We start from the raw sequence: 12,684 nt of genomic DNA on the forward strand, positions 1-12,684 counted from the left end.
GCAATGATTTCAATAAGTATAATAGGAGTGATTGCATTGAAGAAAACAGCCTTCGTAACCGGAGCAGATCGAGGAGTAGGCTTGGCCCTCGTGAAATGCTTGCTTGAGCTAGAATATGACGTTTTTGCTGGACAATATGCGGACCATGTACCGCAGCTTGATGAGTTAAAAGAAGCACATGCAGGTCGGCTGCAGGTGCTGCAACTGGACATATCAAGTGATGAGAGTGTGGCGAGGGCGTTCGCGGCAACAGCTGAAAGGACGGATCAGCTGGACCTATTAATCAATAACGGAGCGATATTGGGAGATATTACAGCAACGGTGCTGGATCCGCTTCATTACGCGGAGATGCTTGATGTTTTTAATGTGAATACTCTAGGCAGCTTGCGGATGAGTCAGACCTTTATGCCGCTCCTGCTCAAGGGAGAATCAAAGTTTCTGCTCAATATTTCGTCGGAGGCGGGCAGCATAAGTGATTGCTACCGGGACAGCTGGTATGCGTATTGTATGTCAAAGGCAGCGCTGAACATGCAATCCAAGCTGATCCATAATGGCATTAAGCAGCTGGGAGGCCGTGTACTGGTTGTGCACCCAGGCTGGGTGCAGACGTATATGCAGGGCAAGTTAGATGCTGCAGCGTCACTTACGCCTGAGCAATCGGCGTCCTCTATTCTAAAGCTAGTTGAAGCCCGCATAAGCTTGGATGCTGCGTCAGCAGATTGTGAATACGTGGATTATGCAGGCAATGCGCTGAATTGGTAAAAGCTAGAGACGCGGATTCGATTGTGCAGCTGAGGCTAGTGCAAGAGCTCACTTCAATAAACCAGCCGATTCAGCATTCGCTGGATCAGCTGGCTCGTTACGAATGAGTCATTATTTAGCAGCAATCAGTTGACGGAAAGAGCGGCGCAGGATGAATATCATGAGATCGATATCCTTCTGCGTTACAATTAATGGAGGAACGAGGCGAATGGTAGATGAATTCAGTGCATTGATAAGCAGTCCCTCACGCATACAAATCGCAGCAAGCTCATCAGCGGTGTTCTCAGGTACGTCAAATGCGAGCAGAAGTCCTTTGCCGCGAATATTCGCAAGCGGAAATTCGTGAGAAAGATCACGAAGGCTGCCTTCTAGAAATTGGCCTTGCAGCTTAGCGTTGTTTGCCAAGTTTTGCTCCAGCAGTTCCTGAAGCACGGCATAACCTGCGGCCATGGCAAGCGGGGCTCCTGTATAGGTTCCGCCTTGATCTCCCGGCTCAAATAAGTCATATTTGCTTTTTGTCAGCATCGCCGCTAACGGAAAGCCAGCACCAATGCCTTTGCCTAAGGTGATGACATCAGGCATAATACCGTAATGCTCATAAGCGAACAGCTTGCCTGTTCTGCCCATCCCCGTCTGTATTTCATCAAATATTAACAGCATGCCGTACATATCGCATATTTTACGCAATCCGAACAAATACGCTTCATCTACGGAATGAACGCCGCCTTCCCCTTGCACGAGCTCGACCATAATTGCACAGGTGTTGTTCGTAACCGCAGCAAAGCAAGCATCAAGGTCATTAATAGGTACATGTTTAAAGCCCTCGACCTTAGGAGCGTATAGATCCTTCCACTTTGCTTTCCCAGTTGCAGACATCATAGCTAGCGAGCGTCCGTGGAAGCTGTTCGTTAACGTAATAATCTCATATGCTCCATTCAAATTAACAGAGCCATGTTTTCTTGCCAGCTTAATTGCACTTTCATTCGCCTCAGCACCGCTGCTTACAAAAAAAGCTTTATCCATACCACTGACGCTGGTCAGCGTCTCGGCGAATTCAATCATTGGTTTATTATAGTAACCGGGGCTTGCATGAACAAGCGTTGAAGCTTGACGTGACAATGCCTCCTGCAATACAGCAGGGGAATGCCCCAAGCTTGCAACCGCCCAGCCGCCGACAAAATCCAAGTAACGATTTCCATCCGTATCCCACAAAAACATACCCTTGCCTTTTTCCATCACGACGCTGGGACGGTGCGCCGTAAAAAGAACCGATTTCTCCGCCGTTTCTAATAATGCCTTTGTTGCTGACTTTTCCATCTGAATCATTTACGAGCCTCCCGGTTATTCATTGTATTGCATAAATATACAACATTAAGAATAAAGATTCAACCACTTTGCTTGAATTTTCTTAAAGACAACAGAATGTAGGGAAGTGGACAACAAAAATGCAAACAAAGAGGAGAGATCACGATGTGGAATGGTGATTCTTATTTAACGAAGCTATATGACGAAGCCATTGCTCGGCATCAACAGCTTCGAACTCTGCAGCTCCGAAATGAACGCAGGCCGAAGCTGAAATCAGCGCTGCGAGAGTTGGTAGGCCAGTTCGAGCCTAATCCCGCACATATACCGAAGGTGCTTGAGCGTGTTCAATGCGATGGATATGTTCGCGAACGGGTGGAGCTGTCGGCTACGCCAGAGCTGACCTTTGCCGCGTATGTGCTTATTCCGAGTGATGTGAAGGGGCCGCAGCCGAGTGTGCTGGCACTGCATGGTCATGGTTATGGGAGCAGGCAAATTGTTGGTTTGCGGCAGGATGGATCACAAGATGATGAAGACCCGGGCATCCATCAGCATTTTGCTATTCAGCTCGTGAAACGGGGCATGGTCGTGATCGCACCAGACGTCATCGGCTTCGGCGAACGCAGGCTCCATGCCGATCTGGCGCTTAATCCAGATACGCCAAGCTCGTGCTACCGGCTGTCGACGCAGCTGATGATGCTTGGCAAGACATTGACCGGCCTGCGCGTATCAGAAGCGTTAAAAGCATTTCATTATTTGTCTACGCGTAAAGAGGTTGATGCTGATCGGATTGGCCTCATGGGTTTTTCTGGCGGAGGTTTAATTGGGTTTGTGACGGCCGTGCTGGAAGCGCGCATAAATGCAACGGTATTGACTGGCTTCGCGAGCACAGTCAAAGACAGCATCTTTGCTGTTCATCATTGCATTGATAATTACACGCCAAGTTTACTCGTTCACGCGGAGCTGCCGGAATTGATCGGATTAATTGCTCCGCGTCCATTATTTCTTGAATCTGGAGAAAATGATCCGATTTTTCCGCTGGCAGGCTTTCGGAAGGCGGAGGCAGAGATTCAGGCCATTTATGAGGCGGATGGAGCTGGTGGCAAGCTTTTAACGGACGTATTTCCGGGCAAGCATGAAATAAGCGGCCGACTGGCTTACGATTGGTTGAAGCAAACGTTATCGCCTTAAATTACGTCGTATATTGCTTGCGAAACTTCGTAGGCGGCAACCCGATTTGCTGCGTAAAGCAATTAGAAAAGTAGGGAACATTTTCAAATCCAACATATTGCGCGATTTCTGCGATCGGCCATTCTGTTTTGAGCAGCAGCAGCTTGGCTTGCTCAAGCCGATATTTGGACAAATAGTCGATAGGTGTCATGCCATACACCTGCTTCATGCAGCGGGTAATGTAGTTATAGTGAAAATTGAGAGCTTCAGCCATCGTTTTGCTTGAAATTTCAAATCGATAATTATTTTTTATATAAGCCTCCGCTTTCTCAGCTAGAGTGACAATGGGGCTAGTATAGCTGTCATTTTGCCGCAGGTCCATCATGCGCAGCAGCTCCTCGAACGTCTGCTGCTGCGTCCAGAATGCACTCGACTGACGCTCTCCTCCAGCTTTGTTCAGCGTACGCATTAAGCGAAACGCTTGCTCTGGATAGGGGAGCGTCCATGCTTTCTGCAGGTGAAGGGAGTAAGGCGAAGTTAAGAAACGATTGTAATGCTCTTCTTGGTTAATGCCTGAGTGATCGAGCTCCGTTTGCTGCCATTCCCCCACCGCTTGAAAATGAACCCAGTAAAAGCGTGTTTTTTCCTTGGAAGGCTCTACGGAATAGTGATAGCGGTCAGGCAGCAGAAGCAAGGTTTGCCCGTCTGTTAATTGCCATTTTCGCTCATCCTCGCCTATAAATAAGCAGCCATGTTCTACGATAAGAAGATCAAATACGCCTAGCTGCTTGCGGCTCGGATGCTGATCGCCCCGTTCGTGATTCGTAACGCCGCTCTCTAAGTAATAAGGAAGCGGAGGGGCTGCAAAATAAATATGCTCCGATGCTGCTATCATAATCAATTACACTCCCTGCTTGTGTGAAATTTTATAAGTATTTAGTTATTTTCGTTTGTATTTAAGTTTTATTTTAACCCATAAAATAGAGATCAGCAGTATGAAGTTATTCATTTCGGAAGAGGGGTTTTAATAAATGGAGCAAATCGCAAGCAGGGACCATGCCAAACCCGTATCACTTAAGCAGATCAATATTCAAGATTCATTTTGGAATTATTATATTAATCTAGTTAGGGATGTTGTTGTACCCTATCAATGGGATGCTATAAATGATCAAGTAGAGGGAGCCGAACGAAGCGGAGCGGTTCGTAATTTTAAAATTGCGGCAGGTTTAGAAAAAGGGGATTTTTACGGCTTCGTATTTCAAGATACCGATGTAGCCAAATGGCTGGAGGCGGTCGCTTATTTGCTTGAGACAAAGCCAGATGCTGGTCTAGAGCAAATTGCTGACGAAATGATCGACATTATTGAAAAGGCGCAGCAGCCTGACGGTTATTTGAATACCTTCTATACGATTAAAGAGCCGGGCAAGAAGTGGACAAACTTGACGGAGTGCCATGAGCTTTATACCGCAGGCCATATGATCGAGGCTGGAGTAGCTTACTATAAAGCAACAGGCAAGAAGAAGCTGCTTGAAATTGTATGCCGCATCGCAGATGATATTGCTGTCGTGTTTGGTGATGGACCAGGTCAAATCGCAGGATATGACGGTCATCAAGAGATTGAGCTGGCGCTTGTGAAATTATATGAGACAACGGGTGAACGCAAATATTTGGAGCTGAGCAGCTACTTTATTGATAAGCGTGGCCAGCAGCCCAGCTTCTTCGAAGCAGAGGCTGACCGCAGGGGCAGAACTTCCCATTGGAGCAATAATAAAATTCATATCGAAGCGGATTATTTCCAAGCGCATTTGCCTGTTCGTGAGCAAGAAGCAGCGGTTGGCCATGCGGTACGTGTCGTTTATATGCTTGCGGGTATGGCGGATGTTGCACGCGAAACGAGCGACGAGTCTTTGCTTGAGGCATGCCGCAGATTGTGGGACAATATAGCCTCAAAGCAGATGTACATTACTGGCGGTATTGGATCTATGGCGCAGGGCGAAGCTTTTTCATTCGATTACGATCTGCCAAATGATACGGTATATTCAGAAACGTGCGCATCGATCGGCCTTATATTCTTCGCTCATCGCATGCTTCAGCTCGAGCCTAACAGCCGCTATGCGGATGTTATGGAGCGTGCTTTGTACAATACCGTTATTGCAGGCATGTCGCGCGACGGCAGACATTTCTTCTACGTGAATCCGCTGGAGGTAACGCCGGATGTATGTGAAGGAAGAAACAAAAACTTTAATCATGTGAAGCCTGTACGCCAAGAGTGGTTCGGCTGTGCATGCTGTCCGCCTAATATTGCTCGCTTGCTTGCCTCGCTTGGCGAATATTTGTATTCCACAAAAGGTAATACCATTTATTCGCATTTGTATATCGGCGGAGAAATGGAGCTTTCATTAGGAGATACAAAAATCAAGCTTCATCAGCAATCCAATATGCCTTGGGCAGGTTCAGCACGTTTTGAAGTGACACTCGGCGAGCCGGCTGTATTCACTTTGGCGCTGCGTATACCAGACTGGTCTTCCAATGCAGCGGTACTCATAAACGGAGAAGCCTATTCCATTACGAATCAAATCGTGGACGGCTATGCGCGAATTGACCGGGAGTGGACGTCCGGCGACGTTGTGGAGCTTGCAATCGATATGCCTATATTACGAGTAAGAAGCCATCCGCTAGTGAAGCAAAATGCTGGAAAGGTAGCGCTGCAGCGCGGACCGCTCGTCTATTGCCTAGAGGAAGCGGACAACGGAAAGCAGCTTCAGCAGCTGCTTCTGCCGCAGGATGCCAAGCTGGAGGAAACGTTTGAACAACATCTGATTGGCGGCATCCAAGTCATTAAGGCGCAGGCGCTGAAGCTTCAATTCGAGGATTGGGGCACTCAGCTTTACCGCACCAACGCAGACGCAGCTCTTGAGCAGACGGATGTTACGTTTATTCCCTATTACGCATGGGCGAATCGCGGCAAAGGCGAGATGGCGGTATGGGTGAAGGAACGACTATAGGCCGTTTGCATTCCAGCTTTTTTGAACTGAGATGATCAAAATAATTTGGCGATTGCTTACCGAGATTAATTCGGAAGTAATCGCCTTTTTTGTGTTGCAAAATATATAGTTTATAGGGTTGACACTATACTTTTTACATTGTGCAGTTTATTTTTTGAAATTACAATTTAATTAAACATGAATACGATTTATTTCATGCTATTATTGGCGTTATAACACTAATGAAATAAACGACATGTCATACTATACCTACAGGGGAGGGCATGAAAAATGATCCGAATACACAATGTGATTGAACAGTTAAAGGCTCCCATTGATCATATAGAAGGCAGTGTTGATACGTTAAAGTTTGGAAACGCTCAGACGGAGGTTAAAGGTATTGTCGTTGCCTTTATGGCAACACAACAAGTGCTGGAGAGATCGGTCGAATTAGGGGCTAATCTCATCATTACGCATGAGGGTACTTTTTTCAGTCACCATGATGCAAAGGAATCTACTTATGTGAATGATCCTATTTATAAGGCTAAAAGCCGATTTATTGAAGAATCAGGATTGGCGATTTATCGCTTTCACGATTATTGGCATCGTTACGAGCCAGACGGCATTATGGAGGGGCTTATTCACGCCTTGGATTGGAATGATTATGTGACGGAGCATTTGCCTGCCGCATCAATCGTTGCCGTTCAACCGATGAAGCTCGAGCAAGTGATCGAGCATATCAAAAAAAAGCTGGGAATCCGTTATGTACGTACAGTAGGGGATTTATCCACAAGTTGCAGCCGGATTGGATTATTGGCCGGCTACAGAGGTGGAGGGGACAACGCGATTCCTTTATTTGCAAACTATAAGCTGGACTTGATCATATACGGCGAAGGCCCGGAGTGGGAGACGCCAGAGTATGTAAGGGATGCCGTCCACCTGGGCAGGCACCAAGCACTAGTTGTTCTAGGACATTCCGAAAGCGAGCAGCCAGGTATGAAACTGCTGGCTGATCGGCTTCGCCATAAATATTCCACTATTCCTGTTCATTTCTTGCCTGTAGATCCCGTTTTCAAAGTGGTCTAACCCCCAATAAGAGGAGGAATTTGATGCATTTACATCGTGCAATTCTGGTAGATGATGAACCATTTACCCGCAAAGGCTTAATGAAGCTGATCGATTGGGAAACCTGCGGCTTTCAAATCGTAGGGGAGGCTGACAATGGCGAGGATGCGCTTGAGCTGATCAAGCGTGTGCAGCCTGAGCTTGTCATAACGGATATTCGTATGCCGGTTATAGATGGGCTTGAGTTGATTCGTTTAGTCACGATGGAAAATATAGCTGCGCCCTACTTTATTATTATAAGCGGCTACAATGATTTTAATTATGCGCAGCAAGCGATGCGTTATGGCGTACATGACTTTGTTGTTAAACCAATTGATGAGATTGAATTCGCCAATACCTTAACCAAATTAAATGACAAACTTAAGCTCAAACAAATGGAGCAAGTTAGAAACAATCGGCTCATGGGCGGCGAAATGATTCAATCACTTATTCTCGGAGAAGCAAGCGAAACAACCATAATAGAATGGGAACAGCGCCTCAATTTGAAGGAAGAAGATCGTATATTTTATTTGTTTGCTGAACTGAATGATAACTATAATTGGTTTCCTTATGAAGAGAAGGTTTCCTACGCGCGATTCAAAGAACTTGTAGAGCAAGTGCTTGTTCGTATTACTTCAGCAGAACAGCCAATTTGCTTCAATGAGCATCGCAATCGTATCGGCATTCTACTGCCGGGCTACTTGCTGGCTCATTGGGGTGGGGATATTGAACGATTTTTAATCGCCTTTAGAGATGCGCTTGATGCGCATTTGGGAAAAGGCGTGTTTCTTTATTCTGGTTCTGTTGTACAGGGGCTGTTAGATATTCGTGAATCGTACAAGACCGCCAAGGAAGCCATTTTATATAAATATGTATATGAGGATAGTCGTATCGTTATCTATGATCAAATCCAATCGGAGAAGCTGAACTATATCGGGTTAGATCCAGCTGATTTTAATCAATTTATGGAGCAAATGGAGGAGCTGCAGCTTGATGCTGCGATAGTATTCGTCGATAAATGGTTTCATGATTTCCGGGAGAAACGGTATGCCCCAGAGGCTGTGAAGATGAACATTCAGCTGTGCTTGATGGGAATATTGAAAACCATTCGGAATATGGAGGGTGACGAACAATCCTTGCAGACGCTCGGGCCGCTGCTGAGCTGGCATGATTCTCATTTATCGCTTGGTGAACTAAAAAAACTATTTATTGCATTTATCGAAGAAAGTCAACAAAGTATTGCAGTGCTTAGGAAGGAACAGTTGAAGAGCGATATTCAAAAAATTAAAAGTTATATTGAAGTCAATTATTCGCAAAACATCAGTTTAAAGAGTATTGCAGCACTATTTTATGTCAATCCCGTCTACTTAGGCCAATTGTTTAAGAAGACATATCGTGTATATTTTAATGAATTTTTACTTCAGCTTCGAGTGAACGAGGCCAAAAAGCTGCTGAGACAATCGCGTACCATGCGCATATATGAGATTGCAGAGAAAGTCGGCTTCAGCAATGCAGATTATTTTGTCACGCAATTTGAGAAAATTGAGCATATGACACCTACTGAATATCGAAATAAGCTCTTGTAGGCCTTCGTGCTTAAAGCATCCGTTATTTGAAGAAAAGGAGAATATCCGTGAAGCTGAGCCTAAGTCTCAATAATGTTCGTCTACGAAATAAGCTGCTCATTCTTTATATTTTTTCGGTGTTTCTTCCCATCGTATTAACCAACGTTATTTTTTATAATGTGACGACGGAAAATGTGAGAAACCAGCGGATGAAGGATATTTCACGAGCAGTAGAACAAATTAACAACGAATTCCGGTCCGAAGTCGAGGACGCGGTTACGATTTCTTCTGTATTTTATACGGATTATAATTTAAATGAAATTTTAGAGAGGGATTATCAAGAGCCGGCAGCTTATGTTGAAGCTTATGATACGTATTTCCGAAGAATTTTGAATAGCTACACGCCTGTTTATGCCTCCATTCAGAACATCAAAATTTTTGTGGAAAATCCGACGATGCTGCATTCAGGTGGCGTTGGTTATTTATCGGACGAAATTAAACAGTCTGACTGGTACAAATTGCTCAAAGAAAGAGACAATTCTTACCCTATTTTCATTCGAACGCAGCAAGAGGATATCTATCTGAAAAACGATAATTCTACCAGTAGGAATACATTTAGTATTATCAGTAAAATGGATTATTTTGAATCGAAAAATAAATGGCAAAAGTTTTTGAAAATTGATTTGAAAACGAGCACGATTGATCAAATATTTCGAAACCAAAACCTGCAAGGCAACATTTATTTGATTGATGATAAAGGTAAGGTTGAATATACGACTGACCCCGAGGTAGACTGGAGCAAAAAATCGCTTGCGTTTGATGAATTAGTTTTCCCTAAGGATTCAATTGAGTTTCCTTCCACTAATTCCTATGTGAGTTATTTGGAAAATTGGCGTATTGTCGGTACGATCTCGGAGGAAGAGGTGCTTAAGGATGTTAGACAGTCCAGAGAATTTGTTTTTGTGCTGGCCTGTTTAAATATTTTCATCCCAACGCTGATTATATTATGGATTTCACGTTCACTGCACGAGCGGTTGGTTCGCATTTTGCAGCATATGAAAAAAGTGAAAAACCAGAACTTCGATACGATTAAGCAGGGTGAATCCTTGGATGAAATCGGACAATTAACGAGTGAATTCAATCGAATGACGATACAAGTGAAAAGCTTGATTGATGATGTTTATATTGCGGATATTCAGACAAAAACATTGGAGCTTGAGCGGAGGAAAGCGCAGTTGAATGCGTTGCAAAGCCAGATCAATCCTCATTTTCTGTTTAACGCGCTGGAAACGATTCGAATGCGAAGCCTCATCAAGGATGAGATGGAGACGGCTAAGATCATACACAATATGGCGAAAATATTTAGAACCTCGCTCACTTGGGGCAAGGACCGCGTTATGGTTAGTGAAGAAATTGAATTTATTTTGTGTTTCCTCGAAATTCAGAAATACCGCTTTGAAGATCGGATGAATTATCACATTCACGTAGATCCTTCTGCTAAAGAGTGTAAGGTGCCGAAAATGATGTTTTTGCCGTTTGTAGAAAATGCAAGCATCCATGGCATTGAGCCGTTAAGGCAAGGGGGGAGCATTCAAGTACAAGTTGAGCGTGATGCTGACACGTTAATCTTCTCGATTAGAGATAATGGAATCGGCATGAATGATCAAAAAGTCAAACAGTTTTATGGCTATTTGGAAAGCGACGAAGAGCTAGGCGAGAGAATAGGCGTTCAAAACGTTATTTATCGCTTAAAGCTGATTTATGGCGACCGTTTTCAACTATTAATTAAAAGTGAACCTGGGGAAGGCACCTTTATAAGGGTTGCTGTTCCAGTTGAGATATAGGGCTGCTCGTTAAATCGATTATCCTATATGTTTTTTTAAGTTTGAACTATAGTTTATTGGGTAAACAAAGTATTTTAGATTACTTATAATGAAAGTGCTTACAAAAAAAGTTGCACTCGAAAGGGGCTGGGGAAAGTGAAAAAGAAAATATTATTGACTTGTATGACTGCCTTTATGATCTTTACTGCTGCATGCTCGAACAGCGGCAATGGCGGAGAAGAAAAGCCAACAAACAGCACAAACACTCCTGCAAATACTGCAAGTGAAGGGAAAGAAACAGATAAGCCGGTTGAAAAAGTTACTTTTTCTTATTTCAATGGTGTTGCAGCAGCTAAGGACATTAACAGCAACGAGACGACGATTGGTAAAATTTTGGAGGATCAAACGGGTGTTAACTTTAAAATCGAGCATTTGGTTGGCGATTTGAACACAAAGGTTGGCACGATGATCGCATCAAACGCTTATCCAGATGTTATGATTCCGGATGCTGCAATTGACAAGATTTTAGATGCAGGTGCGTTTATTGCACTGGACGATCTTATTGAGCAATACGGCCCTAATATTAAACGGGTATATGGCAAGTATTTTAATCAAATGAGAGCCGCGGACGGCAAAATTTACTTCCTGCCATTCTCTAATACAGTTGGCGAGTATATTCCGGATCCGAACATTAACCAAGGTGCATTCTGGGTACAACGCAGGGTATTAAAAGAAGCAGGTTATCCGAAAGTAACAACGCTTGATGGTTACATGGATCTCATTAAAAATTTCGTAGAGAAGCACAAGGATGAGGATTTGACTGGTTATGTTTCACTGACACATGACTGGAGATTTTTCGCAACTTCCAACCCTCCAAACCATTTGGCAGGTTACCCGAATGACGGCAACGTCATCGTGGATATGAACACCTTCGAAGCAAAAACATACGCTGCGGATGAAAATACGAAGCGCTGGCTTCAAAAGCTAAATGAGATCAATGCTGAAGGCTTGTTCGATAAAGCTTCCTTCGTAGATAATTTTGATCAATATTTAGCTAAATTGACTTCGCATAAAGTGGTTGGCTTCTTCGATTACGGCTGGCAGTTTGCTAATGCGCAAAATGCGCTCAAAGACGCCGCTAAACAAGATCCAACACAGGATGATTTCGTATACTTCCCGCTGCCAGTTACTTTTGACGGCCAAAAGGATCAATACCTGGATCCTCCAGGCTTTGTTAAAAACCGCGGTATGGGTATTACCGTGAGTGCGAAGGACCCAGCGCGCATTGTTCAATACTTGGATAATCTTCTAACAGACGAGAACCAAATTCTTCAGAAATGGGGAATTAAAGGGGAAACGTACGAAGTAAATGAAAATGGAAGAATGTACCGTACAGCGGAACAAATCGCCAAAATCGATGAAGCTTTCAACGAAAAATTTGGATTTAAATATTATTCTTGGAACTGGCCGCTTTACAACAATGGCTCGTCTCTGCCGGATGGCAACTCCGTATCACCAGGAATGCAAGCAGAAGTATTCCAAATGAGCCTAACTAATGAAGACAAGACTATTCTAGAAAAATATGGCGTGAAAACGTATTCCGAACTGTTTGCAGCACCGGACGATCGTCCATGGTACCCTGCTTGGGGCATTCCGAAGGAGCAAGGCTCCACGCAGCAAATTTGGGAAACGAAAAAAGATGAGCTTACGAAAAAATACTTCCCTAAGCTTGTCCTTGCGAAACCAGCTGACTTTGAGAAGGTATGGACAGAATATACAGATGCATTCGGCAAGCTGGATACAGCTGCCTACGAGAAATGGACAACAGATGAAGTGAAGAAATTGATTGAAGCATCCAAGCAATAAAATAGAAGGATCGGTGAAAGGCCGGCTTGCGGATGCAAAATGCCGGCCTTTCTTCAAATATAAGAATTTATAAGTTTGTTAACTTATAAAAGACTTATATTTCTCTGT

9 protein-coding genes are annotated in these 12,684 nt (G+C 44.1%); 7 read left to right on the forward strand and 2 right to left on the reverse strand.

Annotation, left to right across the window (positions count from 1 at the left end):
- The first annotated feature begins 27 nt into the window (after positions 1-27).
- Entirely contained in the window at positions 28-762 is a 735-nt protein-coding gene (locus AC1DOV_RS08205; RefSeq protein ID WP_477549672.1) for an SDR family NAD(P)-dependent oxidoreductase, read from the forward strand.
- Positions 763-873: 111 nt separating this feature from the next.
- On the opposite strand, the gene AC1DOV_RS08210 is transcribed toward AC1DOV_RS08205, so the two are convergent.
- Positions 874-2,088 (reverse strand): aspartate aminotransferase family protein, encoded by a 1,215-nt coding sequence (locus tag AC1DOV_RS08210; RefSeq protein ID WP_441879123.1) that lies wholly within the window; start codon positions 2,086-2,088, stop codon positions 874-876.
- 144 nt (positions 2,089-2,232) lie between these two features.
- Here AC1DOV_RS08210 and AC1DOV_RS08215 point away from each other — a divergent pair, with 144 nt between their 5' ends.
- On the forward strand, positions 2,233-3,255 hold the full coding sequence (locus AC1DOV_RS08215) for a dienelactone hydrolase family protein (RefSeq protein WP_477549673.1): 1,023 nt from the start codon (positions 2,233-2,235) through the stop codon (positions 3,253-3,255).
- Position 3,256: 1 nt separating this feature from the next.
- Here AC1DOV_RS08215 and AC1DOV_RS08220 read toward each other — a convergent pair whose 3' ends face one another.
- The gene (locus AC1DOV_RS08220; protein ID WP_477549674.1) at positions 3,257-4,129 is read right to left on the reverse strand and encodes a helix-turn-helix domain-containing protein; all 873 of its coding nucleotides are present in this window, start codon (positions 4,127-4,129) and stop codon (positions 3,257-3,259) included.
- A gap of 136 nt (positions 4,130-4,265) precedes the next feature.
- Between AC1DOV_RS08220 and AC1DOV_RS08225 the strand changes: the two genes are divergently transcribed.
- The 5 genes from AC1DOV_RS08225 (at position 4,266) to AC1DOV_RS08245 (ending at position 12,576) form a co-directional block, all read left to right on the forward strand.
- Positions 4,266-6,239, forward strand: a complete 1,974-nt coding sequence (locus tag AC1DOV_RS08225) for a glycoside hydrolase family 127 protein (protein ID WP_477549675.1) — start codon at positions 4,266-4,268, stop codon at positions 6,237-6,239.
- A gap of 270 nt (positions 6,240-6,509) precedes the next feature.
- Entirely contained in the window at positions 6,510-7,304 is a 795-nt protein-coding gene (locus AC1DOV_RS08230; protein WP_441879117.1) for a Nif3-like dinuclear metal center hexameric protein, read from the forward strand.
- A gap of 23 nt (positions 7,305-7,327) precedes the next feature.
- Positions 7,328-8,908: a response regulator gene (locus AC1DOV_RS08235; protein ID WP_441879115.1), complete on the forward strand. Its 1,581-nt coding sequence runs from the start codon at positions 7,328-7,330 to the stop codon at positions 8,906-8,908.
- A 47-nt stretch (positions 8,909-8,955) separates the two neighbouring features.
- On the forward strand, positions 8,956-10,731 hold the full coding sequence (locus AC1DOV_RS08240) for a sensor histidine kinase (protein ID WP_441879113.1): 1,776 nt from the start codon (positions 8,956-8,958) through the stop codon (positions 10,729-10,731).
- 135 nt (positions 10,732-10,866) lie between these two features.
- A complete protein-coding gene (locus AC1DOV_RS08245) occupies positions 10,867-12,576 on the forward strand; it encodes a type 2 periplasmic-binding domain-containing protein (protein WP_477549676.1) in 1,710 nt (569 codons plus the stop codon).
- Positions 12,577-12,684: the final 108 nt, after the last annotated feature.

Source organism: Paenibacillus sp. 01T47, from assembly GCF_056398245.1.

Coding starts and splice junctions, on each gene's coding strand:
- AC1DOV_RS08225 (WP_477549675.1), top strand. CDS start 4,266: ATGGAGCAAATCGCAAGCAGGGACCATGCCAAACCCGTATCACTTAAG.
- AC1DOV_RS08220 (WP_477549674.1), bottom strand. CDS start 4,129: ATGATAGCAGCATCGGAGCATATTTATTTTGCAGCCCCTCCGCTTCCT.
- AC1DOV_RS08235 (WP_441879115.1), top strand. CDS start 7,328: ATGCATTTACATCGTGCAATTCTGGTAGATGATGAACCATTTACCCGC.
- AC1DOV_RS08230 (WP_441879117.1), top strand. CDS start 6,510: ATGATCCGAATACACAATGTGATTGAACAGTTAAAGGCTCCCATTGAT.
- AC1DOV_RS08215 (WP_477549673.1), top strand. CDS start 2,233: ATGTGGAATGGTGATTCTTATTTAACGAAGCTATATGACGAAGCCATT.
- AC1DOV_RS08210 (WP_441879123.1), bottom strand. CDS start 2,088: ATGATTCAGATGGAAAAGTCAGCAACAAAGGCATTATTAGAAACGGCG.